The sequence below is a fragment of the Pantoea phytobeneficialis genome (assembly GCF_009728735.1).
Classification (GTDB): Bacteria; Pseudomonadota; Gammaproteobacteria; order Enterobacterales; family Enterobacteriaceae; genus Pantoea; species Pantoea phytobeneficialis.
Window position 1 is genome coordinate 57,755 of the sequence record NZ_CP024639.1, and the last position, 24,512, is coordinate 82,266.

23 protein-coding genes are annotated in these 24,512 nt (G+C 49.8%); 11 read left to right on the forward strand and 12 right to left on the reverse strand.

Annotated features, from left to right (window positions below; genetic code table 11):
* Positions 1 to 48: 48 nt before the first annotated feature.
* The 7 genes from CTZ24_RS24250 to CTZ24_RS24280 form a co-directional block, all read right to left on the reverse strand.
* Positions 49 to 2,616, reverse strand: a complete 2,568-nt coding sequence (locus CTZ24_RS24250) for a TonB-dependent receptor plug domain-containing protein (RefSeq protein ID WP_208727003.1) — start codon at positions 2,614 to 2,616, stop codon at positions 49 to 51.
* A gap of 20 nt (positions 2,617 to 2,636) precedes the next feature.
* Positions 2,637 to 3,449 carry a TonB family protein gene (locus tag CTZ24_RS24255; protein WP_244634103.1) on the reverse strand — a complete coding sequence of 271 codons (813 nt, stop codon included), beginning with the start codon at positions 3,447 to 3,449 and terminating at the stop codon, positions 2,637 to 2,639.
* Between the two features lie 533 nt (positions 3,450 to 3,982).
* Complete coding sequence (locus CTZ24_RS24260) at positions 3,983 to 4,198, reverse strand: YdgH/BhsA/McbA-like domain containing protein (protein WP_013508022.1); 216 nt, start codon at positions 4,196 to 4,198, stop codon at positions 3,983 to 3,985.
* Between the two features lie 123 nt (positions 4,199 to 4,321).
* Positions 4,322 to 4,531, reverse strand: coding sequence for a YdgH/BhsA/McbA-like domain containing protein (locus CTZ24_RS24265; RefSeq protein WP_208727005.1), 210 nt, complete (start codon positions 4,529 to 4,531; stop codon positions 4,322 to 4,324).
* Between the two features lie 520 nt (positions 4,532 to 5,051).
* A complete protein-coding gene (locus tag CTZ24_RS24270) occupies positions 5,052 to 6,131 on the reverse strand; it encodes a Fic family protein (RefSeq protein ID WP_208727006.1) in 1,080 nt (359 codons plus the stop codon).
* A 381-nt stretch (positions 6,132 to 6,512) separates the two neighbouring features.
* Positions 6,513 to 6,728 (reverse strand): YdgH/BhsA/McbA-like domain containing protein, encoded by a 216-nt coding sequence (locus CTZ24_RS24275; protein WP_013508022.1) that lies wholly within the window; start codon positions 6,726 to 6,728, stop codon positions 6,513 to 6,515.
* Between the two features lie 123 nt (positions 6,729 to 6,851).
* Positions 6,852 to 7,061 (reverse strand): YdgH/BhsA/McbA family protein, encoded by a 210-nt coding sequence (locus CTZ24_RS24280; RefSeq protein WP_208727007.1) that lies wholly within the window; start codon positions 7,059 to 7,061, stop codon positions 6,852 to 6,854.
* Between the two features lie 538 nt (positions 7,062 to 7,599).
* Here CTZ24_RS24280 and CTZ24_RS24285 point away from each other — a divergent pair.
* Complete coding sequence (locus CTZ24_RS24285) at positions 7,600 to 9,789, forward strand: hypothetical protein (RefSeq protein WP_208727008.1); 2,190 nt, start codon at positions 7,600 to 7,602, stop codon at positions 9,787 to 9,789.
* 11 nt (positions 9,790 to 9,800) lie between these two features.
* A complete protein-coding gene (locus CTZ24_RS24290; protein WP_208727009.1) occupies positions 9,801 to 11,507 on the forward strand; it encodes a LeoA/HP0731 family dynamin-like GTPase in 1,707 nt (568 codons plus the stop codon).
* Positions 11,508 to 11,620: 113 nt separating this feature from the next.
* Here the strand turns inward: CTZ24_RS24290 and CTZ24_RS24295 are convergent, their stop codons facing one another.
* Entirely contained in the window at positions 11,621 to 12,517 is an 897-nt protein-coding gene (locus CTZ24_RS24295; RefSeq protein WP_208727010.1) for a LysR family transcriptional regulator, read from the reverse strand.
* 127 nt (positions 12,518 to 12,644) lie between these two features.
* On the opposite strand from CTZ24_RS24295, the gene CTZ24_RS24300 reads away from it, so the two are divergent.
* Positions 12,645 to 13,397 (forward strand): SDR family NAD(P)-dependent oxidoreductase, encoded by a 753-nt coding sequence (locus tag CTZ24_RS24300; RefSeq protein ID WP_208727011.1) that lies wholly within the window; start codon positions 12,645 to 12,647, stop codon positions 13,395 to 13,397.
* 28 nt (positions 13,398 to 13,425) lie between these two features.
* Positions 13,426 to 13,890, forward strand: coding sequence for an NUDIX hydrolase (locus CTZ24_RS24305; RefSeq protein WP_208727012.1), 465 nt, complete (start codon positions 13,426 to 13,428; stop codon positions 13,888 to 13,890).
* A 3-nt stretch (positions 13,891 to 13,893) separates the two neighbouring features.
* Here CTZ24_RS24305 and CTZ24_RS24310 read toward each other — a convergent pair whose 3' ends face one another.
* Entirely contained in the window at positions 13,894 to 14,376 is a 483-nt protein-coding gene (locus CTZ24_RS24310) for a glutathione peroxidase (RefSeq protein WP_021186221.1), read from the reverse strand.
* A 320-nt stretch (positions 14,377 to 14,696) separates the two neighbouring features.
* Between CTZ24_RS24310 and CTZ24_RS24315 the strand changes: the two genes are divergently transcribed.
* From CTZ24_RS24315 to CTZ24_RS24330, 4 genes are all read left to right on the forward strand, one after another.
* Positions 14,697 to 15,134 (forward strand): VOC family protein, encoded by a 438-nt coding sequence (locus CTZ24_RS24315; protein ID WP_208727070.1) that lies wholly within the window; start codon positions 14,697 to 14,699, stop codon positions 15,132 to 15,134.
* 725 nt (positions 15,135 to 15,859) lie between these two features.
* Positions 15,860 to 16,438: an LOG family protein gene (locus CTZ24_RS24320; protein WP_208727013.1), complete on the forward strand. Its 579-nt coding sequence runs from the start codon at positions 15,860 to 15,862 to the stop codon at positions 16,436 to 16,438.
* On the forward strand, positions 16,335 to 16,619 hold the full coding sequence (locus CTZ24_RS26960) for an NUDIX domain-containing protein (RefSeq protein ID WP_208727014.1): 285 nt from the start codon (positions 16,335 to 16,337) through the stop codon (positions 16,617 to 16,619). The genes CTZ24_RS24320 and CTZ24_RS26960 overlap by 104 nt, the downstream gene beginning before the upstream one ends.
* 56 nt (positions 16,620 to 16,675) lie before the next feature.
* Positions 16,676 to 17,554, forward strand: a complete 879-nt coding sequence (locus tag CTZ24_RS24330) for an AEC family transporter (RefSeq protein ID WP_208727015.1) — start codon at positions 16,676 to 16,678, stop codon at positions 17,552 to 17,554.
* Between the two features lie 174 nt (positions 17,555 to 17,728).
* On the opposite strand, the gene rtcR is transcribed toward CTZ24_RS24330, so the two are convergent.
* A complete protein-coding gene (rtcR, locus tag CTZ24_RS24335; RefSeq protein WP_208727016.1) occupies positions 17,729 to 19,309 on the reverse strand; it encodes an RNA repair transcriptional activator RtcR in 1,581 nt (526 codons plus the stop codon).
* A 186-nt stretch (positions 19,310 to 19,495) separates the two neighbouring features.
* Between rtcR and CTZ24_RS24340 the strand changes: the two genes are divergently transcribed.
* The 3 genes from CTZ24_RS24340 to CTZ24_RS24350 are packed head-to-tail and all read left to right on the forward strand — an operon-like array spanning position 19,496 to position 23,114.
* Positions 19,496 to 20,719, forward strand: a complete 1,224-nt coding sequence (locus tag CTZ24_RS24340) for an RtcB family protein (RefSeq protein WP_208727017.1) — start codon at positions 19,496 to 19,498, stop codon at positions 20,717 to 20,719.
* 11 nt (positions 20,720 to 20,730) lie between these two features.
* Positions 20,731 to 21,537 carry a nucleotidyltransferase domain-containing protein gene (locus tag CTZ24_RS24345; RefSeq protein WP_021186228.1) on the forward strand — a complete coding sequence of 269 codons (807 nt, stop codon included), beginning with the start codon at positions 20,731 to 20,733 and terminating at the stop codon, positions 21,535 to 21,537.
* Positions 21,534 to 23,114 carry a hypothetical protein gene (locus CTZ24_RS24350; RefSeq protein ID WP_208727018.1) on the forward strand — a complete coding sequence of 527 codons (1,581 nt, stop codon included), beginning with the start codon at positions 21,534 to 21,536 and terminating at the stop codon, positions 23,112 to 23,114. Before CTZ24_RS24345 ends, CTZ24_RS24350 begins: the two co-directional genes overlap by 4 nt.
* A gap of 3 nt (positions 23,115 to 23,117) precedes the next feature.
* On the opposite strand, the gene CTZ24_RS26795 is transcribed toward CTZ24_RS24350, so the two are convergent.
* Together CTZ24_RS26795 and CTZ24_RS24360 are read right to left on the reverse strand one after the other, a co-directional pair.
* Positions 23,118 to 23,324 (reverse strand): hypothetical protein, encoded by a 207-nt coding sequence (locus CTZ24_RS26795; protein WP_021186230.1) that lies wholly within the window; start codon positions 23,322 to 23,324, stop codon positions 23,118 to 23,120.
* Between the two features lie 353 nt (positions 23,325 to 23,677).
* Entirely contained in the window at positions 23,678 to 24,379 is a 702-nt protein-coding gene (locus CTZ24_RS24360) for an NADPH-dependent F420 reductase (RefSeq protein WP_208727019.1), read from the reverse strand.
* Positions 24,380 to 24,512: the final 133 nt, after the last annotated feature.

The window sequence follows — 24,512 nt, forward strand, 5'->3', positions numbered from 1 at the left end:
GCAGGCAGCACAAATCCCCCGGCATTCCGCCGGAGGTAAAGTGGAGGGTTACCAGTTATAAGCGACACCAAACCAGAACTGCCGTCCGGTTTTGTAGGTCACTGTTTTGGAGGTAGAACCGGTGGTTTGCGTCGCTTCAATGACGTTATCAAGAACGTTCAGTACATCGAGCGTCAGCTCAATTGATTGATTCTGGAACGTGGGCTGAGACCAGGCGAAGCGCCAGTCGTAGGTGATGTAGTCTTTGTATTTGGTTTTCTCATACAGACTGGCGCTGCCTTCGTAACTGCCGCAGGCGCTGTTGTCACCCGGACAAGCCACAGTACTGATGCTGTAACCGGAGTAACCTGCCGTGTACCCGAGATTCTGGCTCCAGTTAAGATTAACTGCCGGAAAGAAGGTATTGACGTTAATAAAGGCAGTCCACGGCGTGTTGAAGTCCAGCGCATCCATCTCGCCTTTTTCCATCAACTTGCCGTTAAAGATCACCATATTCTCGTCAGAGGTGGACTGATCGTAATACGTCTGCGAGCTGGATTTATTTTTAACGATGCTGGCACCCAGCTCCCAGCTAATGTCGGCTACTGCGAAGTGATACGGACTGATTGGCTGAGCGGTCAGAGACCAGGTGTTACCTTCTGTTTTCGCGCTGTTCGTGAGGATGTAGTAGTTATTACCGTTCGTATCCGTGTATCTGTCACGACCAAACTGGTCACGTCCTTTACGGTTAACCCATTTCACGGTCCACACGGTATCCATCAGACGCTGAGAAATGCCGAGAGAGAGTTCATCGCTGTAAGGCGTTTTCAGATCGGAGATGTCGTAATCGTAAGTGCTGTATTTGGTAGTATCACCGACCCACGGGCTGTTGGCATCCGTACGGGTCTGGACAATATTGGCACTGATCCCTGAGCGCAGTTTGTATGTCAGCAGGTTCTGACCGTAGTAACGGTTGGCACCACCAAACAGGCGGGTGCTGCGGTCACCAAACACATCCAGTGAGGTGGCAAAGCGTGGTGCGACAGTCAGGTTTTTCAGGAAGTCATCATACTGAAGTCGTACCCCAGGGGTAACTTCAAGTCGCTTGTAAAGCATACTGTCCTGAAGATAGAGCGCATAGTTGGTGTAGTTCCCCTCAACCGTGCGCGCCGGGTAGACCGTTCTGCTTTTGAAATATTGCTCACCATCAATACAAAAGTCATCACCTGCCTGGCAGACAACGCTGGTGTCTATCGTCGCGACTCCACGGCTCAACGCGGCATCACCAAAACGACGATATCTCGCCTGATAGAGATCGGTTTGCCAGCCTGCATCGAGTTGATGAGTGATCCCAAGAGCAGAGAATGGCGTGAACTCAGCATCTTGTTTGAGGGTCGTCGTCGTTTTATCGGTACCAAAGGTACCGTAGCCGCCCAGATAACCTAACTGAGTACTTGAACCTGAAGTACTCCCCCAGGTAATCGCATCCGAGGTAAAGTTTCTACTGTTATTAAAATGGTACCAGCTTTGATAAGTACTGGCTTCTTGTTCGATTTTGTTTTGTTCAAACTGATAACCTGCCAGACTGGTAATTTTACCCCACGGGGCAAAATGCTCCCATTCTAAATTGGCACGATAACCACCACCATTGTTAGTAAAGCCACCATTCTTTACATCAACTTTATAATAAGTTGACTTATGCGGCGCATACATTCCGGTCATGCGGAAAATATCACCATTATCCGCAAACCAGGTACCTTTTAATAAATAGGTTTCCGAAATTCGCTCCTGGTTAGTCCACATATCCAGGTTGGAATGGTACATCGGAATCTTTGATTCCTGACGGTTGTAGGAAAAGATCAAACCTGCACTGTCATTCAGGGGCTGATTAACACTGACAGAATAAAAGTTCTTGGTGAACTTAGGTTGATTAGCTTGCGAAGTCGCTTCCTCAAAACTTTCACGTTTTGACTCATCAATATGATAACGCGTCCAGCTATCTCGGGTGCTGCGCCAGGACACACGACCAGATGCCCGTTCAAGGTTGGCATCTTTAAGACGTGCATCCACCACTCCTCCGGTGAAATCACCGTATTTGGCAGCGACGTTGCTGTCAAATACCTCGAGTTTGTCCACCAGCTCCGAGTTTATCCAGAATGATTGTGTACCACCCGATGGCAGGTCAATTGGGCTGTAACCATCTGGATCATCACTGAGGTCGCCGTTTTTGTTGCCGGGATTGACAGTGTTGTTGTTGGAAAGACCGTCAATCATAAAATTGTTGTTGTAAAACTTCTCGCCGTGAAATGAGACATTTTCGGGAGCAATTTCGCCAGGGTTATTACTGGAATCCGTATTATTGGCGAATCGTACATTCGGATTATGTTTCAGTAACTCGGTGATGGTGCCATTACCCGTGGGATAACGCGCGATCTGTGCGGCGTTAATAACCTGCGTCCCCATCGTCTGACTGGTAGGTGCAGAACGAACAATAATCGTATCACCGGAATCATCTATCTGCTCAGCAGCTGATTCTTCTGTGGTGGTGTTTACGTCCTGAATTACGGTATTGGTGTCCGCTACCGTTGGCATAGCAAAAATGCTAAGCGGTATAATTATACAGCCTGTTATTTTCATGATTTTCCCAGAAGTGAAATTCAGTTTATGACCTGAATACGCCCATCTAACTTATAAATAACGGTAACAATCTGGTTTTTAACTTCACCAGTAATGTCATATCGCCAGCGTGTAATATCCCGCCGCAGATCGCTGCTAAATACACCCGCAGGATCTTCAGCCAGAATTTGAATATTTTTTATTGTTCCGGACGCGCTAATGTCAAATTGCACCTTCACTCTGCCCTCAACCCCCATAGAGCGGGCACGAGCGGGATAATTGACGCGACGGTTCAGCGCCCGCACCCTTGGTGTCGTTTCATTCCCTGCACCCTTCGCGGCGTGACCAGAAGTACTCTCTCCACCAAGAGCCGCATTTCCACCGCTGCCAGCGTTAACAGGAGCGGAAGAAGAACTGGATAATGTTGTTTGTTGCGCATGTTCAGTCTGCTGAAGCTTATCGGGAGATACTGGCAGCAAGACTGGTTTAACCACCGGACGTGGCCTGACAGGTTGGCTGTCAGCCGTGGTCGCTTTTGTTACCGGCGGCTTCTGCGAGGTGACTTTCTTCCTTTCAACAACAATATCTGCCTTGTCGACGACGATCGTTTTGGGCAATACCCCTTGCTCTTCCGGCGATGAAGATACAGGCACCGCAACCGGCAGCATCGGCTGATTTAAATTTACGACAGAGATTTCATTTCCTGTCTTACCTGCCTCGTTAGTGAGCGGCAAGGGCGTATTTCGGAAACTCGCCAGTAACACCAACAGCAGGAGATGAACAGCAACAGAGAAGCAAACAGGGAATGTTTTGCGATACAAGGACCAGGGAGACTGAGTTACAAATCCAGCCATCCCTGTAGACTTCGCAGAGGATCCAAATGTAAGCAAAACCCTTCCCCACCCTTAAATGTACGGCGTTTACACCTGCCTCAGACAGTTTTTAACCGGTGACTCAATGCCAGGATCCCCGATACGTCCCCAGTTGCACTATGGCAGATGAAAGTTGTAAAAATTTGATACGAACACTAACAATAATGAGAGTGATTTACAATTTCATTATCAATTAAGTGTGAACATTTTCTGATTCTTACGATTTTTGGGTAATGGTATCGCTCAGAACTGCCTGACTGGCGTCCATGCCCACATAACGTGCAGGGAAAGCTGAATGGTGGTCGAGCATCAGAAAAGTAGTAAAAGTGAGTTTTGGAGTAAATGAGTATTCACCCAATCAGGATGGGGCACAGATGAAAAACAGGCACCTTTTACGGTGCTTTTTTGTCGCTGATTCGTAGCGGCGCGATTTATCGCGCAACTGCCCAGTCTCCAGATGCGAAAAAGGCCGCCTTGCGGCGACCTCTTCCGGCACGTCCCTGTACGACCATCCGTTATTTGTACAGTTCTGCGGTCATGTGAACACGGTTATTGGTGTTCGCTTCGGTGATTTTGTACTGTGCACCCTGCTGTGCGGCCTGCGCGGCGATTTTCGCTTCTGCACCGTCCAGGGTTGAAGAGGTAACAGAGATGCTCTGCGCGAAGCTGGCTGCTGACATCAGGGAAAGAGCGGCTACAGCGGCGATTGACAGTGCTTTGATAGTTTTCATGGTCTTAATCCTTAATGGGTCTGTTTGGAAGGCTGTGTGCCTTCGATGAAAGTAATAATAACCATAGTTATCGTTTCATGATTGATAATTAGTGCTATAACTGTGATCTTGCTAATTATCACCTTATTTGGTCAGTTCAGCTGACAGGTAAGCACCGTTGTCCACGCGTGCGCCGGTGATTTTGTATGACGCACCTGCCTGTTTGGCCTGTGCCGCAATTTTGGCTTCTGCGCCATCAAGGGTAGAAGCGGAAGCAGTGATGCTCTGCGCAAAGCTACCGAAAGAAACCAGTGACAGGGTAGAAACTGCAACGAAAGTTTTGATAGATTTCATGGTCATTTCCTCAGAAGTTTATTTAATCGGTGAGGCGTTGTGCCTCGATGTGAGAGAGAATAGACCTGTCGGCGGGTGAGGAAAAGCTGAGGGATTTGCTGAAAGAATTCAAATATTTTGAATAAAAATCAAACAACCAGTCTGCTTCATCACATTAACGTTGCCAGGACTCAACGTAATCCCTCTGAACCCAATACTCCCACCAGCCATTCATCAAATACACGTATTTGGGTACATAGATGACGGTGAGATGAGTAGATGATGAAGATAAGATTTCAGTCTTCAAGTAGGAGAGCCTTGGCAGAGCCTGATTAGTCAACGAGATGAGCTGGATCAACCAATTGAGTCATTTCCCCCTGAGAAGGTTTTCAATCGATTGAATAGGCATGGTCACAACCCATCGTTGTCTGACATACAGCCAAGTCGTGGCATAGATCACCACGACCAATATGCAATTACCAAATTCGTTACTGTATCTTGGCAAGAGAGACGACTGCGGATTGAATGTATTTGTTCTTTGTCAGCTATGGGCAATCAGTAATTTGCACAAGGGCTCGTTGATGTAATAGTTAGCCCTACCAACTTTCTGTTTAATTAAAAATTTATGTTCAACCAGTTGTTCAAGATACTTAGTAGCCGTTATTCGTGTCACACCCAACTCTTCAACAATAAATTCAATTTTAGTATAGGGGTGATTGAAAAGATTGTTGAGTAAATCCTGACTGTATATTTTAGGCAACTGATCGCGGATGCCATGTTTCACACTCGCCATCAAGGATTTCATTTGCGTAATAAGGGATATAGTGTTTTTGGCCGTATCAATAACGCCCTCAAGCATAAATAGCAGCCAAGGTTCCCAATTACCTGTATTTCTTACCTCTTGTAAATTAGAATAATATGCAGCCTTATGATAAATAATGAAGCGACTCAGGTATAAAACAGGTAGGTTGAGCAAGTCCTTGATCACTAAGTACAGGATATTTAAGATACGTCCTGTCCTGCCATTACCATCGTAGAACGGATGTATACTTTCAAACTGATGGTGAATGATAGCCATCTTGACCAGAGGATCGGCATCACAAATGCTGTCATCATTGATAAAGGTGATGAGGTTGTCCATTAGCGATGAAATTTCATCAGCATGCTGGGGCGGCGTATAGATGATTTCACCAGTACTTGCGTTCTTCAGGTCTGTCCCAGGAAGCCTGCGAAGACCAGCATTATTACGCTCCAATTGCTGTTGCACGGCAAGAATGTCACCAAGACGAATCAGCTTGTTTTTACGGGCCATATGGAAGCCTTGCTTCAGAGCAAACGCATAGTCCTGCACCTCTTTAGTGGCTGGGTTTGTAATGGCTTCCTGAAACAAACTGGCCTTGTATAGTTCATCGTGCGTAGTGACGATGTTCTCTACTTCAGAACTGTCTTTAGCCTCTTGTAATGAGAGGGTATTAATCAAAATGGCTTCATTTGGGATACTGGCCGCAACGCCCTTCAGCTCCGCAAGATAACGATGAGCTTCAGCGGTCTTTTTGAGTACCGCACGCGTTTCCCACTTCTCAATATTCGCCAAGGGTAGATGAGTAAGAATCGCTGACATAGATAAAATTGTCTCTTTTATATATTTGAGATTGATGACGTATATAGATAATCGCAAAAATTATACATTAACCCCAACACATGTATAGTTTCTACCACTTTTTATACATGTTTCACCTGTCAGATTTCAGCGTAAAGGTACCAGACTCTGCCGATTAACGACTGATTTCTTGAAATTTTTCACATTTCTGTAGCGCCCTGTTGCTTTCAAAGAACACGGCGTAGGCTGAGGGTAGCCAGTGCGCAGTGATGGTCGGTTGATGCATTACATTCTCCTCAGAGGACTGAGAAAAAATGTCAACGCTATTCAGGACGGGTCACAGATACGAAAAAGGCCGCCCTTGCGGCGACCTTTCTCGGCACTTCCCTGTACGACCATCCGTTATTTGTACAGTTCTGCGGTCATGTGAACACGGTTATTGGTGTTCGCTTCGGTGATTTTGTACTGTGCACCCTGCTGTGCGGCCTGTGCAGCAATTTTCGCTTCTGCACCGTCCAGGGTTGAAGAGGTAACAGAGATGCTCTGCGCGAAGCTGGCTGCTGACATCAGGGAAAGAGCGGCTACAGCGGCGATAGACAGTGCTTTGATAGTTTTCATGGTCTTAATCCTTAATGGGTCTGTTTGGAAGGCTGTGTGCCTTCGATGAAAGTAATAATAACCATAGTTATCGTTTCATGATTGATAATTAGTGCGATAACTGTGATCGTGCTAATTATTACCTTATTTGGTCAGTTCAGCTGACAGGTAAGCACCGTTGTCCACGCGTGCGCCGGTGATTTTGTATGACGCGCCTGCCTGTTCGGCCTGCGCCGCGATTTTGGCTTCTGCGCCATCCAGGGTGGAAGCGGAAGCGGTGATGCTCTGCGCAAAGCTGCCGAAAGAGACCAGTGACAGGGCCGTAACTGCAACGAAAGTTTTGATAGATTTCATGGTCATTTCCTCAGAATTTTGTTTAATCGGTGAGGCGTTGTGCCTCGATGTGAGAGAGAATAGACCTGTCGGCGGGTGAGCAAAAGCTGATTGATTTGCTGAAATAATTCAAAAAAATTGAATAATAGTTAATCGGTAAATTGGACCGTTACGATCAGCGGTCTGTTTGCTGGCTAACATCAAATGGAGGTTTCCCGACAGGCGAAAAGATGACGCTATTGGGTCCTGGATGATTTATCCAGGTTTGCCATCAATAACCAACAGAAATTCACAGTCAGTATCAGCCGGATGTAAAGATGTCGGCCCTCAATGCGAAACATCAGGATAACCGTCATTACGCCGGTTTCTTTTAAAGGCTACGTTGTTTACCCCTGGCAGAAAGCTGTTCAGCGACCTTCTTTCTCTCGCTGTAGCGGTGGGTAAGACAAGTGGCCCGACAACTAAAGTTTGATATACAAGTGCCGATAGCATTTTTCTATTCTGACGTGCATGTCCTGACTACGGATAAGCACCTCGCTTCATCAGTAAGGAAACTGCCATGACGACGGCTGAAGCCCTACCCGAAAGTCTTTACCAGCAGCTACTACAACATGTCAGCACCCTGCTCAAAAGCATTGCACAAGATAGTGAAGACCCAACGCTGGCCAGTGCGCAAAGCCAGGCTCGCGAGAATCTAAACGCCATCAACACGACAATCACTGATGCAATCAATGAGCTACGTCGCAATGCAGAACATAAGACCTTCACCATCGCTTTCTACGGCGAAACCAATGCAGGGAAATCCACCTTGATCGAAACCTTGCGCATTTTACTCCAGGAACGCAGCAAACAGACGCAGCGCGAACAGTTCACGGCATTGCAGCAGGCATCAGGACTGAGTGAGGAAGCGTTGCTGGCTCTGGAGGCAGAGATTCGAACACTTGGCGACCAACACGATCAGGTACTGAGTGATATCGCCCAGGCAACCACTCGCCATGACGAACGCCAACAATATCAACAGTTGCAAGAGACTGAATTGGCTGATCAGGTCGGGAAAATCAAGGCCCGGGCGAATTTTTTGCAGCGCCTGCTCAACTTACTTCGCAAACTGCCCGAAGAGATAGCGTTGCTCCAGCTGCAAGCCAGTTCAGCAGCATTGTCCAGCCAACGCCAAGCTGAACTCGCACCATTGCATCAATTGAGTGAGACGATTCAGGGCCAACTGACAGCCGTGAACCACCGTCATGCCACAACGTTAAACAACCTGCACCAGTTATCGGCTTATGAAGACGGCAGCATTATTGGTGACGGGCGTGCGGATTTCACCCGGCAAACCCAGGCATATGAATTCGAAATGAACGGGCAAGCCTTCAAACTGCTCGACGTACCGGGTATTGAGGGCGAAGAAAGTAAGGTCAGCGAACAAATCAACAATGCAGTTAAACGCGCCCATGCGGTGTTCTATGTCACCGCCAAGGCTGCACCACCGCAAACCGGAGATGCCGGCCGGAAGGGCACGCTGGAAAAAATCAAAGCACAGCTCGGGGATCAGACAGAAGTCTGGACGCTATACAACAAACGCATCACCAATCCCCTGGCACTGCAAAAGTCAGCTTTAGCCAGTACTGATGAGCAGACCAGCCTGGGTGATCTGGACCGCACCATGACCGAACATTTGGGGCAGCACTATCAGCGCAGCGTTGTCCTCAGTGCGTTACCCGCTTTTTACGCCGCCGCGATTTGCCTGGTACCGCGTTCACCAGCAGCCACCAGCCGTCAGAAATTCCTCGCGACACAGGCACCCGAGGTGCTGCTGGAGAAAACCGGTGTCAAACAGTTCTGTCAGTTTCTGACCCAGGACATGGTCACCAACGTCAGAGAGAAAATTCGCCGTTCCAATCTGAATAAGGTGCAGCAGGTTTTCCATCACGTTTGCTCACGAGTTAAAGCGCTACAGACTGAAAACTTCGCGCCGTTGGCAGCGAAACTGGACGAAGAAGCGCAAAGTGCCAGGCATCAGCTTGCCATAGCATTCAAAGCCCTCAATTCGCGCCTGGCTAACGCTGGGGAGCAGTCGATCGGTATTTTCGAAGATGCCGTACGCACACGCATCTATGACCGCATTAGCGATGACATCAGCAATGATCAGTTCAAAGCAACGCTCGAACAACTGCTGGAACAGGAAAGTGCAACATTACAACGTGAACTTCCTGTTGCGCTCGACAAGCAGATAAGACTCTTTCAGGGGAACGTCAGTGACATCATTAAACGCTTCGAAGCTCATGCAGCCGAGCTATTAGACGGCTACGCAAAGGTGGGTAAAACCCGGCTAGCCCGCGAATTTGATCTGAAAATTGATATCGACAATGGCATTAGCGTATGGGGGATCCTGGGAAGCCTGGCAGGGGCGGCAGCAATGATCTGGAATCCGGTGACCTGGCCCCTGATGGTGCTGGGAGCGGCAGGGATCTTAATCAACCTCGCTAAAGCAGTCTGGAGTTTCTTCGACTCTGACTACAAGAAAAGTCAGCAACGCAAATCCGCTGATGAAAACCTCGAAAAAGCCTGCGACACGCTTCGTGAAGGCTTTTCCAACACCCTGAAGCAAGCACTCCCGCCGCTGCAAAAGGTCATCGACCAGCTCGACCACGCGCTTGAACAACCTGCCGTGCAAGCCCGCCACATTAACCAAACACTTGATGTCGCCCATCTCAGCCTGAAGAAGATGGCTCGCGACCTGACTGCCTGAGGAAACAGATAATGAAATCTACCCTTGACCTCTTTTTGAGCCAGAATAGCAAGGCCGTCGCATTACTTGGCAAGTTGCGTACCTTTCTTGAGCAAGGCATTGCGCTTGGCGTGAACATCGACCCTTCGCTGTTCGGTAAACTTGAACATGTGGGTGAGCATCTCGCCGACGGGAAACTCAAGATTGCCCTTATCGGTGGCTTTTCTGAAGGTAAAACCTCCATCGCCGCCGCCTGGATGGAACGCCTGGACAAGGCGAGTATGTATATCAGCCAGCAGGAATCTTCCAATGAAGTGAAAGTATACGAAGTCGGTGACAACTTCGTACTGATCGATACTCCGGGGTTGTTCGGCTTCAAGGAGCAATTCAACGCGGATTTGCAGGCGATGGAGAAGTACAAAGACATCACCCGCAAATATGTCAGCGAAGCCCATCTGGTGTTGTACGTGATGAATTCAACCAACCCGATCAAAGACAGCCACAAGGACGATCTCAACTGGTTATTCCGCACCCTTGACCTGCTACCACGTACCGTCTTCGTCCTTAGCCGTTTCGACGAAGTGGCAGATGTCGAAGACGAAGCCAGTTACGCGCAAAACCTCCAGGTCAAGCGCAACAATGTTGCAAGCCGCCTGCGTGAAGCCATTGGTGCCAGCGAAGCCGAGCTGGCAGCACTCAGTATCGTGGCTGTTGCGGCCAACCCGTTCGATATGGGTACCGACTATTGGCTTGAGCATCTTGACCAGTTTAAGGCGCTGTCGCACATCGACTCGTTGCAGCAGGCAACCGCTCTTAAGATCCAGACCAGCGGCGGTCCTGAGGCGATGGCTGAGCAGGCACGTAAAAGCGTCATTCTTGATGTGCTGCATAAGGAATTGCCATTGGCCGTAGAAAACGACCAACGCCTTGGAGCTGAAGTCGAGCGTTTAACGGTAATAAACCGCCACCTCACCCGCCAACTTGATGAAGCTAACCTGCAAATCCAGGAAGCACGCATCGGCTTACGTGATTTTATTGCCCGTTATTTTTCCGGCATGATCCTGCGTACTCAAGGTCTTACCCTGGAGACATTCGCTGAGTTCTTTGAACGCGAAATTGGCAAGGATGGTGTCATGGTGACCACTCGCTTGCAGAATGAGTTCGATCGCCAACTCAACGGCGTTAGCCAGGAGTTGAGCCGGATGCGTTTGAGTTTCGATGCAGAGATCGCCCATTACAACAGCACCGTGGTGAATTTCGGTAAACAAGGCGTCAGCTACGTTATCAAAGGTAATTTCATCAATAATGGTAGCGTGCTGGCGGCACGCGACGGCATTGTCACCGCGGCGAAAACGTTGGGGCTGGATTTAACCAAAGCACTTAAATTTAAGCCGTGGGGAGCGGTTAATCTGGCGAAAAATATCAATGGCGTGCTGGCGGTGGCTGGATTGGCTCTGGAGGCCTATGACTCTTGGAAACACCACGAACGCAAAGAAGCTGTTAACGAAGCCGTGAAAGATATGATTGCAAACTTCAATACGCAGCGCGAAGAGCTGCTGGCGATGGTTAATAGCGATACCTTCCAGGCAAACTTCTTCCCTGACTATGCCGCGTTAAAAGTGAATGCCAACGACGTTAACGATGCTATTAATACCCAAACGCAACTACGCTCCCAGTTCCAGGCGTGGCGTGAAAGCGGTGAATTGATTGAAGGGGAATTCACGCGTCTGGAAGCATGACCACAAGGGTAGCGGTGCCCACATGGCAAATCAACAAACGGCCAATGGGCACCACTTATAATGAGTTTTTGAGTAAATGAGTGTATGAGTTTCATTGCAAGGTCATACTGTCGTTAAGGTAATACCTTGCTCCAGGTTTGAGTATTGCGTCGTTCGCCAAGCTCACTCCCGGTCTCAATCAGCCTGCGGGCATTCGGTGATAGCTGTCCACTGCGCCAGAGATAATGAATTTCGGTATACCCTACCTCACCGAGCGAATGGCTGCGTACATGCTGATGTCCTGGCAAGGTTTGTAATACGGAACGCAACACCCAGGCCGCCCCCATCCCTGCTGTCACGCAAGCCAGCATCGTATGGTATGACTCAATTTCCGTCACCGGCAGATGGCTGATGCGCGCTTCTGCCAGCCATCGATCCATGCGGAAGCGAAACGAGCAATCATGGCGAAATCCATAGAGTTCGGCACACTGGAGATCCGATGGCTTTCTGACCGCAGGATGATTGAGTTCCGTGATCAGCAACATTTCGTCGACAAAGGCCAGTCGGCTTTCAAGGGCCTTTGACTGTACCGGGCCATCAGTCAGGGCAATGTCGAGTGTTCCATCTGCCACATGTTGCACCAAAACCTCCGAGGCTTCGTGCCGGATATCGAGGCCAATACCGCTGTATCGTTTACGGAAGGTGCCAATCAATGCCGGCATAAAATCGACCAGAACCACATCCAGCGCGCCAATCACCAGTTTTCCTCCCAGATCCTCTTCTCGCATCAACAGACGGGTGCTGTCGGTGAGGTCCAGAATACGTTGCGCGTGGTCCAGCAGTAGCCGCCCGTTCTGCGAGAGGGACATCCCCTGGCGGTCGCGCAGAAAGAGTTCGCAGCCTAAATCCTGTTCAAGCTGCTGGATGCGTACCGTGATGCCTGAAGGAACGCGGTTTAACACCCGAGCCGCGCCTGAAATCGATCCGGTCTGCGCTACCGCACAGAAGGCCCTGAGTTGAGAAAGGTGCATTCGGCATTCTCATTTAATGAATGATAGGTTCTATTAATTTCATTTTTCAGAATGCTGGTCAAATCCTATATTGCTTCACAGATAACCATTATCCCGGCGGATGAAGCCCGGAAAACAGGAGAAAATTATGGATTTAGGCCTAAAGAATGCCAGAGTCATGCTAAGTGGTGGCACACGCGGTATTGGTCGAGCCATTGCCGAAGCATTTTTGTCAGAAGGGGCAAGCGTCGCTTTCTGTGCGAGGAAGGGCGAAGAAATTGACGCGGCTCAGGCCGCAATGGGCAACCAGGCATTCGGTTATAAAGTTGACGTGACAGAATCAGATCAGGTACGCGCCTGGGCTGAGGATGCTGCCGAAAAAATGGGTGGTATCGACATCGTTATTCCCAACGTCAGCGCACTGGCCGGGGGTTCCGACCCGGAAACATGGCGTCTGGCTTTCGAGACCGACCTGCTCGGTTCTGTGAGCATGGTAAACGCTGCGTTGCCCTGGCTCCGCCAGTCACAATCAGGTTCAGTGGTTCTTATTTCAAGCGTATCAGGTCGAGAAGTGGATATGTTTGCCGAGCCTTATGGGGTATTAAAGAGCGCGTTAATTCATTATGGTATAACCCTGTCGGCAAAACTGGCACCCGAGAAAATTCGGGTAAACACTGTGTCTCCGGGCAACGTTTACTTCGTAGATGGGGTTTGGGGGAAAATCGAGCGCGAAACGCCCGATCTCTTTGCCGAATGTCTGGCAATGAACCCAATGGGACGAATGGCTCGTCCGGATGAAGTGGCTAAAGCCGTGCTTTTTCTTGCCAGCTCCGCTGCCAGCTTCACGACGGGCACCAATCTCACTGTCGACGGTGGACTGACAAAAGGTGTTCAGTTCTGAGTAATTTACCGCATTAAAGGGGGGCTTTGTGCGCACTCGTCCATCATCCCGGTTGATCGTTCGTTCTCCGGCAAAACAGGTTCTGCTGTTTAAATTTTGCCATAAAGATGATGCGTTAAATGGCAGGACATACTGGGCAACACCGGGGGGCGGGCTGGAGCCGAATGAATCCTTTGAGCAGGCCGCCTTACGCGAATTGCGGGAGGAAACCGGGTTGCAAAGACATTCAGTTGGCATGTCGGTCGCATCCCGAACCTTCTCCATGATGCTGCCAAATGGGGAAACCGTTTATGCTGACGAACGTTTCTTTATCATTCACGCGGATAAAACAGATATCGATTGCTCAAGGTGGAGTAAGAATGAAAAGGAAGTCATTCGGGATCACCACTGGTGGACGTTAGAAGAACTCAGACATACTAACGAAACGATCTTCCCACATGATTTGATCATCGACATACTTGCAGACAACCTGGACAAGCTCCGCGCCGTTTAGTCCTTAGCTTTCAAGTGCAGTAAGGATTGATGCTTCCATTTTCTCCGGCGTGGTGAACGGTGCAAAACGCTTGAGTGGTTTACCGTCACGTCCAATCAGGAACTTAGTGAAGTTCCATTTGATCCGCCCACCCAGCACGCCGGGTAATTCATTCTTCAGATAACGAAACACCGGGTGCGCTGCGGTTCCGTTGACCTCAACTTTCGCGAACATCGGGAAGTTCACACCGTAGTTAATGTGACATGTCTGCGCGATTTCCTCGGCGCCGCCAGGTTCCTGTTTACCGAACTGGTTGCAGGGGAAACCAAGCACCACGAAACCCCGGACGGCGTATTTCTTGTAGAGCGCTTCAAGGCCGCCGTATTGTGGCGTGAATCCACAATGGCTGGCGGTGTTAACGACCAGAACCACCTGACCAGCGTAGTCGGCCATAGAGATAAGCTGGCCGGAAAGACTGGTGGCGGTAAGTTGATAAAAGGTAGTCATCTCGGAATCCTCAAAGCATAACCCGTTCGGCCACGTAGCGCGTTGTTGCCGGGGCACAGGTCATGGGTCGTGGAGAAGCATGCCTGTTACTGATTGCGTGGCAGGTCTGGAATCTTGTGCAAAGATATCTTTGCAAAGTCGAACCAAAAGAACAACTAACAGGCGGCCCATCAGAGGGCTGTCATGAGCGAAAAGCGCACATTCGCAATTTATCGATAAAAGATGCAGGCTTGTAAAACGGTTGCGCATTTATCGTGTAGAAATAAAGCAGGCTTTTATATAGTTGGATGATGAACTTTGAAAACTCAGCAGGTAATCGCATGATATTAAGTGTTAATCACGTTGGTTTTTCAGTTAAAAACATTGAAGACTCATTATTATTCTGGACTCAGATTCTTGGAGGTAAATTATTACGCGAAGGAAAAATGTCTGGACCTATAATCGATGAGGTAACAGGTGCAAGGGGAGCTGATGTACGAATGGCTTTGCTTGAACTGGCTGATATTCAAATTGAATTACTACAATACAATAACATTGAGCAGCCAGAAGCACCTTCAGCGCCCTATATTCCAGGCTACGCTCACCTTGCTTTTATAGTTGAGGATCTTGATACGCTCTTAGGCAAAGTATCGGACTACGGCTGGAAGACGCCCGGTAAACCTCAGACAGTGTTGTCAGGACCCATGCAGGGAACCCGAGTAATATATTTACAAAGCCCTGATGGTCAGACGCTTGAATTGATGGAACGCAGTCAATGAGGCTCACATATTATGACCTGTTATTCTCTAATTAAAACAGTGATGTCTGCCAAGTCCGCTCCTGGCACAGAGAAGACCTAATTGAGGAGAATCTCTGTTATCGAGCAGCCAGCATCTCATTTACCAAAGATGAGCCTTCAGCAATGGGATTAGGTTCTGCGATACTTGCAGAAGCCGACGTGGCTCCAGAATACAAAATGTGGTGCCAGGGCGTTTTAATTTGTTAAACGGATCTTTTTATAAGTGGATAAAGAATGAGCAGTGGTACCGATAGTAATCCACAAAACAGATATACAAAAATAAAAAAATTCCAGCTGGGGCCATTTACAGTGAAGAAATAACTCCACGTTTCTTTTTTCATTATCATTAGGCCCAATTTATTTGTGACAAATAAAGAATATGGGTACGTTACTGCACTTATAGATAAATAGATGGCAACATACGGAATATAGGGTATATATGCAGGGAAAATCAATCCATCATGTAGGTCTTTCAGAATACTGTAAACAAAATAGCCAAAACCAATCAAACCCCAAAAGCAGTGTCTAAAATAATATTTGCCAGTCATTTCATGTGGTTATTTTATGATATTTCGAGAAATTTTATTTGAAATAGATAATAATGGCAAGAACGTGTTCATCCACTCTCCCCGAGGTAACATGTTAAGATGGGTCTCGCTTGTTCTCCCCATCACGGGGATTTTTCCATTTGTTTGAGGAGAAAATATGCACACTGTAGGCATATTCTGTGGCTCTTCTGAAGGCTGTACACCCGCTTACATGGAGGCTGCTCGTCATGTTGGTAGGTGGTTGGCTGAACAGAGTATAAATATCGTTTATGGGGGTGGACGTGTTGGTTTAATGGGTGCCGTAGCCGACTCAGCTCTCGCATATGGTGGTCATGTAACGGGTGTTATTCCAAAGTCCCTGCTGGAACGTGAAATTGCCCACACCGGGTTGTCTGAGCTACAGGTGGTGGATAACATGCATCAGAGAAAATCTGTGATGGCAGAATTATCATCCTGTTTTATCGCCTTACCGGGTGGCGCAGGAACTGCTGAGGAGATATTTGAACAGTGGACCTGGGCACAATTAGGCATACATGATAAACCCTGCGCGTTTCTGAACGTTAATCACTTTTACAACCCGCTTAAAGTGATGGTAAATCAGATGGTGAGTGAAGGTTTTATGAAACAGGATTATGCCGATATGCTTCTGTTTTCTGAAAATTTGCACGACATTATCGAGTATTTCAAAACCTATACGCCACCTGCTTCAAAGTGGACAACCCGGAGGGAAAATTGAGCCAGGAGAAGACGCTCATTCAGCATTGATTCGGGAATTCAGGGAAGAGCTTAATCTTGAACTATCACAAGAGGAGCTTACCCCGCCTGGCGAATTCACAGATGCACCGCTAACGTTAAACAAAAATGTCCCACACGTATGGCCATCGACATTCCAGGCAATCTGTTGCAGGGTTTGTTGAGAATCGGACAAGGTCGCGGGCTGTTGAGTTTTGTGAACACACGGTAAGGAAACACTGTGACGATATTTGTACCGCTGATTTATCTTTTTGCCGGCTGGCTGGTCGGTAAAACAGCCTGGGATTTAAAAGCAGCTGCCTCATGGGTATTAACCCGCGTAGCTATTCCGGTTGTCATCATCTTCAATATAGCCACGCGTTTTGGCAGTATGAGTACGATAATCATCGCGACAGCCATCAGCATGCTGATTATGCTGATGGCTTCCCGGTATTTCTTTCGCGATCCCATTAAAAGCCTGTGCTTCAGTTACCTGAATATCGGATGGCTGGGATTGCCTGTGGCGACGGCCCTCTTTGGCGATCAAGCCGCTACCATTGTTATCGCCGCCTATGTGGGCAGCTCAATCGTAGGCAATTCCGTCGGGGCTGGTATGCTCTCCGGCCACCATTTCAGACTGTTGAAATTAGTTCAGACTCCGCCTGTGCTGGCACTGATTGTCGGGGCCGCGCTCATTCCGTTCAGTCAGCAGATAACGCTGTGGTTTAACGATCTTTATGAAGTCGCAAAATTTCTGATGAGCTTTCTTGGTATGGCGGTGCTTGGCGTTTGGCTGTCAAAAACTGAGCTGACGCTTAAGGATCTCCGGCATGAAGTTCGCCCATATCTGATTAAATCAGCAGCGATGTTGATGATGATTTGGCTGATGATAGGGCTTGCCAGAATTGTCGATTTCAGACTGATAACGGAAAATACGCCAACACTTTATCTCTTTTGTCTTCTGCCTCCGGCAGCAAATATCATCGTTCTTGAAACGCATTATCTGGGGACAGGTCGTTCGGCCAGGATTATTACCTGTGGAACCTGCATCAGTATTCTTGCGATGAGCCTCTTTGCAGCAGCTATCACGATCGGCAAAACGATGGGCATCGTTTTCTGACGTTGTCAGCACTTAACAAACCGAGAATTATGGCCCCCGGTGCTGATGCACCGGCTATACAGCAAACTCTGCACTATTGAGCGATTGTGAAATACCCCCGAGGGAAAGTATGAGTCAATCGTTTTATTCGTCTGTATATGCCGGCTCAGGTTACTTGAGCGAATACAAAAAACCTCAACGACTTTCCTTGTTCACATCCTCCCACTTCAGATCGAAGCGCAGCAGATATTTACGCAAACGATCCGCATCGTTGGGTTGTTTTTTTTGTTGTCGTGATACGGCAAACAGCCTGCGTCCGGCATCCGACAAAGATGTCGAAGTGCGACAAACATCAATCACCGCCTCAAGCTGCTTTTGGTCGAAAATATCGATTTCCTGATTGAGCGGAAACACCGTGGTTCCGCCCTGCTCTGTCTGCCATGCCCCCAACAGCCGGGTAATCTCTTCATCCACCAGCGTAAGATTAATGCGTCCGTTCTCAGCCAGTGTCGCCATGCGCGCAACACTGGCCCCCAGCTCACGAAAATTCCCTCTCCAGCTGGCCTTGTCGGAATAAGCGAAATGCAGATAACGTTCACGCGCTTCCTTATCAAAGCGCACCTGTTGTTGATGCTGACGCCCGTAACGGTGCAGTTCATATTCAACGTTAGGTTCAATATCTTCGCGCCGTTCCGCCAGTCCGGGTAAGCGGAACGTCCACATGTTGATACGTGCGTATAAGTCCTCCCTGAAACGTCCCTCACTCACCCAGCGCGGCATATCCCTGTGCGTACCCGCAATGAGCTGAAAATCACTGCTGACTTCACGGTCGGCACCGAAAGGAAAGAAACTTTTCTCTTCGATGGCACGCAGCAGCATGGCCTGCTCATCCAGTCCCAGTTCAGCTATCTCATCCAGAAAAAGAATGCCACCATCTGCTTCGCGGAGTAACCCACTGCGAGCAGTCAGCGCACCGGTAAAGGCCCCTTTAACATGGCCAAACAACGTCGACATGGCATTATCACCACGGAGTGTGGCGCAGTTAACCGCCACAAACTTTCCTTTTACCTGATGGCGTGACTGGCGCAGTTGATAAATTCGCTCGGCAAGAAACGACTTACCGGCACCGGTGGGGCCAGTCAGCAGCATGGGGGCATCCGAACGCTGCGCAACACGTTCAATTTGCTCAATCAATGCGTTAAAGGTGGGGTTACGTGTTTCAATGCCAGATTTCAGGAAAGATACCGAATTTGCCTGCTCGCGCTGGAAGCGACTGGTTAAGGTAGCGTAGCGGCTGAGATCCAGATCGATAATCGAATAGATCCCCTTTGGTGTGGTTTCATCCTGCGGCCCCGGCCCGGTCTGAAGAAGAGTGGCGGGCAGATAACGGGCTTCTGTCAGCAAAAACCAGCAGATCTGCGCGACGTGCGTCCCTGTAGTGATGTGCACCAGATACTCTTCATTTTCTGTATCGAAAGGATAACGGCTGACGAAATCCAGAAATGCGCTGTAGACCTCTTCGAAGTCCCAGGGATCATTCAGACTGACGGCGTGAGGAACCACCTGCGTTTGGGGTGATATCTGCGCGATATCCTCCGCAAGCTGATCGGCCATGCCGCGATTGCGCGGTTGATGAAGCAGCTCAAACCGATCAATCGGCAAATCTTCATGCTGGCACAGCGCAACGCTGGGACGCCATTTCGTCCAGCGATTCTGACGCTTACCCCGTCTGTCCAGCTGAGTCCCCAAAACACCAATCACCACCCTGCGCTTCATTTCTTATCCTGTAAGATAAATTCTATTTTTAAATATAAATAATTACAGACCTTCTGACTATCCCTCGTGTCGAGGGTTTATTTTTTAATGTTATTTATCAGATGGTTATTAATTTTTTATCGATATACTTTGTTTTGGCACGCCGTTCGCAATAACAAAACGACGCAAACAAAAAAGAGAACAAGCATGAAACCTCAATTTGACATTATTCACCCCGCCGCAGGCGCACCGATAAAAATGTGGACGCAGGGCGTACCTGTCGAGCCAGAAGCGAAAATGCAACTGCTGAAAACGGCCAGCATGCCATTTATTTTTAAACATATGGCGGTAATGCCCGATGTACATCTGGGTAAGGGTTCGACGATTGGTAGCGTCATTCCGACACGCGGCGCCATCATTCCGGCGGCAGTAGGCGTGGATATTGGCTGCGGCATGATCGCCGTACGCACATCGCTGATGGCGGGCGATTTGCCGGATAACCTGCAAGGACTGCGCAATGCCATTGAACAGGCCGTGCCGCATGGTCGGGTCACCGGGCGGGGTAAGCGTGATAAAGGTGCCTGGCAGGATACTCCCGATGACGTAAACGCCCATTGGGCGCATCTTGCACCGCGTTTCAGAAAGCTCACGGACAAGTATCCACAGCTCCTGAAAACCAATAACCACCAGCACCTGGGGACGCTGGGGACGGGTAATCACTTCATCGAGATCTGTCTTGACCAGCGTGAACGCGTATGGGTGATGCTGCACAGTGGTTCGCGTGGCGTAGGGAACGCCATCGGCACGCTGTTTATCAAACTGGCTCAACAAGATATGCAGCAACATCTGGCTAATCTCCCGGACCGGGATCTCGCTTACTTCAGCGAAGGCAGCCAGCATTATGACGATTATCTTGCTGGGGTGAGCTGGGCGCAGGATTACGCGCATCACAATCGGGAAGTGATGATGAATCGCGTGTTAGCAGCCCTGGCAACCTGTATTACCAAGCCATTTGCTACCCATCAGGAAGCCGTCAACTGCCACCACAACTACGTACAACTGGAGCAGCATTTTGGTGAGCAGATTCTGGTGACGCGTAAGGGGGCCGTATCGGCACAGAAGGGACAAATGGGCATCATCCCGGGTTCGATGGGTGCCAAAAGCTTTATCGTGCGCGGACTCGGCAATGAAGAAAGTTTCTGCTCGTGCAGCCACGGTGCGGGCCGCACCATGAGCCGTACCGCAGCCAAAAATCGTTTCACCATTGATGACCATATCCGTGCGACCGCCCATGTGGAATGTCGCAAGGACACTAACGTGATTGATGAAACACCGATGGCCTATAAAGACATAGATGCCGTGATGGCCGCGCAATCGTCGCTGGTGGAAATCGTGCACACGCTGCGCCAGGTCATCTGCGTTAAAGGATAAAGGAGAACACAATGGAGATAAAAACCGGACTGCATGGCGTTGATGAGGCCATGCGTGAACGCGTCCGTGGCGTGCTGAAGGAAATCGAGGCGGAACACGACGTACGCGTGTTGTTTGCCTGCGAGTCTGGCAGTCGGGGCTGGGGATTTGCCTCGCCAGACAGCGATTATGACGTGCGTTTTCTCTATGTACACAAGCCTGAGTGGTATTTGCGGGTGGAAGCCTCGCGGGATGTCATCGAAAAACCCATCGATGACGAGCTGGATGTCTGCGGCTGGGAGTGGCGCAAAGCATTGGGACTGCTGAAACGGGCTAACCCGACGCTTATCGACTGGCTGGACTCACCCGTTGTTTATCGGCAGGAAAGCAACGTCATGGCTCGCCTTAACACCCTGAGTGGTCGTTTTTTTTCGGCGGATCGTGCCCGCTGGCACTACAAGGCGATGGCAGCCAAAAACTTCCGCCAGTATTTGCAGGAGGAAGAGGTGCGACTGAAGAAATATTTTTACGTGCTACGCCCGCTACTGGCTGTGCGTTGGATAGAGGAAAGAAACGGTGCGCCACCGATGCGTTTCGATCAACTGGTACGTGGAACGGTATCCGACACCCGATTATTGCGCGACATCGAAGAACTGCTGACCATAAAACAGCGTTCAGGCGAGGCACAGTATGGTTCGCGCCGTGAAGTGCTGCATGCGTTTATCGAAGCGGAGCTGACTCGCGACGAAATCCTCCTGCCCGCTGCACATGATAAGTCTGCTGATGCGCTGCTGGATCGGTTGCTGTTTGAAACCGTCATGAATGTGGAAAACGAATGATGAAAAGCTGGTTTGATCGTTTATTGGGTAAAAACACGGAAATGACCTTCCCTGTTGTTTGGGACGCTCAGCAACCGTCGATCTACGCATGTCTGGCTGAAAGCTATGCGCAGGCCGAACCGCTGCCTGCTGACGCCAGGGTGCTTGCCAACCAGCCGATGAGTGATTCCGATGAGATTTGCTGGGCACCGGGTGCGCTGGAAGGCACCATGATTTATCACTTTGGCGTGGGTAATGACGGCCCGGATGCCACGGAGATTCTGTCTGCCCTGCATCAGGTGCAGAAAAAGCCTGACACGAAGGCCATACATGCGCTCTATCAACTGATTAATCAGGGCTCGCCCGTGCACTACATTGACGAGCTGCTGAGCGCGATTCCGCAGTCTCAAAACCTGCGCGCAGAAGCGCTCTGTAAGCTGGTGGTCTGGCTCGCCACCGCCAGTCCGGATCGTAATGTGGTGAAGTTTGCTATGGCCCTGATGGCGTACTTCCCACAGCAACGCACCGTGGAGATTCTTCAGGTACTGGCTCGCCATGATGAATTCACGCTTTACGCGGTGGTCGCGTTGCGAGCGATGCTGGAGCCGGAAGAATATGCACCAGTGTGGTATGGCATGGCGCAGCGCGTCACTGGCTGGGGGCGTATCCATTTGATGGAGCGCATGCCGGAACAGATGGATGATGAACTTCGCCGCTGGTTACTGCGCGAGGGGTTCTCCAACTCCGTGATGAATGAATACACCGCCGTTAACTGCGCAGTACGCGGTGGGTTGCTGGCTGCACTCGAAACAGAACATGACGACGCGTTGCTTATGGGTGCCGCTGAGATGCTTTATGCCATGCTGATGGGAGGTCCGGTTCCGGGTATCTCGGTTTACGATGATGCGCCCCTGAGCTGTCTGCGCTATCTGGAGAAGGTGTTGGCTTGTAAGCCCTCTCACCCACTGCATTTTTTAACTGCCCGGCATATTGGGACATGGGTAGAGAGTGAAACCTCGCTCGACCCTGCCACTGCACAACACTTGGCTGAAAAGAGTAAGCAGGTCCAGGCGATGTCGCTGTGGGACGACCTTATCCCTCAGATCCTCGCCAGCGGTGAAGGTTATGTCTATTACCTGGCAATTCAGGTCAGCCGGGAGCGCAAACAGGATCCGTGGCCTTCCCTCTTTGAGCGCCAGTGTAAGGATTCAGCAGAAGATAACTGGTATCAACTGATGCAGACCGAAGATGCAGCTCAGGCACAGCAGGTATGTACCCTGGCACAGGCTCAGTTTGACCTGCCGGCGATCGCCTCGGGTCCTGCTCTCAGCAGCGGTGTGGGTCCAAACTGGAAGATGCATTCTAAACTTGACGCTGTCGTCCAGGAGTTGAAGCGCTTCCCGTCAATGGGATGGCCTTTACTGGAGGCCGCACTACAAAGCCCGGTGATCAGAAACCGTCAGATGGCGCTTAACGCTCTGGAAGCATGGCCAGCGCCAGTTCTGTCGGAGCATCGTGATTACCTGACGGCATGCGCGGAACGGGAACCGCATGAAGAGGTACAAGCTCGGCTGTGGGCTCTTTTAGCGGTAGATTAAGGCTCAGAACTCGCTCAGATCGTAACCAGACACCGTGGCACAATGTTCAAAAGTCGTAAACCACTCCTCCAGCGAGGCGCCTGCTTCACACAGCATACCGGCAAAATCTGCTGGAGGAATCAGCCAGATCCCGGTGCTGCCGATGTGCAGAAAGCGATCGAATGACTGATCATCAGAAACATAGCCAGCCCGAATAACGTTGGCACCCATGTGATCACGCCCAATGCAAAGCGCACTGATAAGCGCAAATTGATCCTCAAGCGGCCACAAGCTCAGAAATGCCTGTGCGTCATGGATGCGTCTGAAAGGGATCAGGGGCCTGGCAGCAAGTATCAGCTGCTGAATATCTGTCATACATAAACCTCAGTGACGTCAAGGCCCTGGGGGGACCACTGACTCGGCGGGGGCGGATTATGCCGTAGAAGCACCAAGAGTGGAAACACAAATCGTGAGGTTTGACTCACTGTCTTCATGTTAGCTCATCCTCTCTGTCAAAAAGATGAACATTTCATTGAACGCCAGCAAGTATTTCTTCGGTGATTCAGAATTATGCGTGGCTCCGATTAGCGGCTAATTGCCTGTTTTAACTCATCCGCCGTCATCGTTTGTAAAAACAAATCACTCCCAGGCTGAAACAGCGTGGCTTTGCTCAAATCGCCCACCACTACAGGGGCAAAACCAGCAGCTTTGGTTAATTGTATCACGGTATCCAGTGCCTTCCTGTCATCCCCTGCCAGAGGTACCGCCAGAGCGTCGCCGGTCCGATGTGCGTTAGATGCGAGACTGGATGCGGCGATTGAATTAAATCCGCGGACAACGCGTGCCTGCGGAAATAGACGGGCACTGTAGACACCACTCCCAACCTGTAATGCCTGGGTGGCAACATCACCGTCTCTTTGCGGATAGGGGTTGGCAACGTCCAGCACCACTTTGTCCTTCAGCGATTCCGCCAGGTTTTTTCCCAGAGCGGGCAGCGCACCGTAAGGGACTGCCATCACAACCACCTCCCCGAATTCAGCGGCCTGCTGGGGTGTACCCGCCTTTGCCAGCGGCCCGAGAGAGGCGATTAAAGGCTGCAATTCCTGCGGATGCCGGGAAGAAAAAAAGACCGGGTAGCCCGCCTTAACCCACAACCGCCCAAGCGTCCCACCCATCGATCCGGCACCGATAATGCCGATACGTGGCAGAGTTTCTGCCATCACGCTGGCGCTGGCACACAAAATAAAACAGCAAGACAGGCAAAATGCTTTCGCGATATTCAACATGGTTTTTCTCCTGTTACCCAATGCATTTTTGTGACTCAAGTCACAAAGAGTAGCTGAGAAAGACAGGATTAGTGTGAATGAGCAACTTCCCAACGGCGACTACACTTCTGATAAAAACCCTTCAAGGAGATAA

What these genes read in the sequence shown, in the direction of transcription:
- CTZ24_RS24250 (WP_208727003.1), bottom strand. Translation starts at nt 2,616, where the DNA reads ATGAAAATAACAGGCTGTATAATTATACCGCTTAGCATTTTTGCTATG.
- CTZ24_RS24255 (WP_244634103.1), bottom strand. Translation starts at nt 3,449, where the DNA reads ATGGCTGGATTTGTAACTCAGTCTCCCTGGTCCTTGTATCGCAAAACA.
- CTZ24_RS24260 (WP_013508022.1), bottom strand. Translation starts at nt 4,198, where the DNA reads ATGAAAACTATCAAAGCACTGTCAATCGCCGCTGTAGCCGCTCTTTCC.
- CTZ24_RS24265 (WP_208727005.1), bottom strand. Translation starts at nt 4,531, where the DNA reads ATGAAATCTATCAAAACTTTCGTTGCAGTTTCTACCCTGTCACTGGTT.
- CTZ24_RS24270 (WP_208727006.1), bottom strand. Translation starts at nt 6,131, where the DNA reads ATGTCAGCGATTCTTACTCATCTACCCTTGGCGAATATTGAGAAGTGG.
- CTZ24_RS24275 (WP_013508022.1), bottom strand. Translation starts at nt 6,728, where the DNA reads ATGAAAACTATCAAAGCACTGTCTATCGCCGCTGTAGCCGCTCTTTCC.
- CTZ24_RS24280 (WP_208727007.1), bottom strand. Translation starts at nt 7,061, where the DNA reads ATGAAATCTATCAAAACTTTCGTTGCAGTTACGGCCCTGTCACTGGTC.
- CTZ24_RS24285 (WP_208727008.1), top strand. Translation starts at nt 7,600, where the DNA reads ATGACGACGGCTGAAGCCCTACCCGAAAGTCTTTACCAGCAGCTACTA.
- CTZ24_RS24290 (WP_208727009.1), top strand. Translation starts at nt 9,801, where the DNA reads ATGAAATCTACCCTTGACCTCTTTTTGAGCCAGAATAGCAAGGCCGTC.
- CTZ24_RS24295 (WP_208727010.1), bottom strand. Translation starts at nt 12,517, where the DNA reads ATGCACCTTTCTCAACTCAGGGCCTTCTGTGCGGTAGCGCAGACCGGA.
- CTZ24_RS24300 (WP_208727011.1), top strand. Translation starts at nt 12,645, where the DNA reads ATGGATTTAGGCCTAAAGAATGCCAGAGTCATGCTAAGTGGTGGCACA.
- CTZ24_RS24310 (WP_021186221.1), bottom strand. Translation starts at nt 14,376, where the DNA reads ATGACTACCTTTTATCAACTTACCGCCACCAGTCTTTCCGGCCAGCTT.
- CTZ24_RS24315 (WP_208727070.1), top strand. Translation starts at nt 14,697, where the DNA reads ATGATATTAAGTGTTAATCACGTTGGTTTTTCAGTTAAAAACATTGAA.
- CTZ24_RS24320 (WP_208727013.1), top strand. Translation starts at nt 15,860, where the DNA reads ATGCACACTGTAGGCATATTCTGTGGCTCTTCTGAAGGCTGTACACCC.
- CTZ24_RS26960 (WP_208727014.1), top strand. Translation starts at nt 16,335, where the DNA reads ATGCCGATATGCTTCTGTTTTCTGAAAATTTGCACGACATTATCGAGT.
- rtcR (WP_208727016.1), bottom strand. Translation starts at nt 19,309, where the DNA reads ATGAAGCGCAGGGTGGTGATTGGTGTTTTGGGGACTCAGCTGGACAGA.
- CTZ24_RS24340 (WP_208727017.1), top strand. Translation starts at nt 19,496, where the DNA reads ATGAAACCTCAATTTGACATTATTCACCCCGCCGCAGGCGCACCGATA.
- CTZ24_RS24345 (WP_021186228.1), top strand. Translation starts at nt 20,731, where the DNA reads ATGGAGATAAAAACCGGACTGCATGGCGTTGATGAGGCCATGCGTGAA.
- CTZ24_RS24350 (WP_208727018.1), top strand. Translation starts at nt 21,534, where the DNA reads ATGATGAAAAGCTGGTTTGATCGTTTATTGGGTAAAAACACGGAAATG.
- CTZ24_RS26795 (WP_021186230.1), bottom strand. Translation starts at nt 23,324, where the DNA reads ATGGGTGCCAACGTTATTCGGGCTGGCTATGTTTCTGATGATCAGTCA.
- CTZ24_RS24360 (WP_208727019.1), bottom strand. Translation starts at nt 24,379, where the DNA reads ATGTTGAATATCGCGAAAGCATTTTGCCTGTCTTGCTGTTTTATTTTG.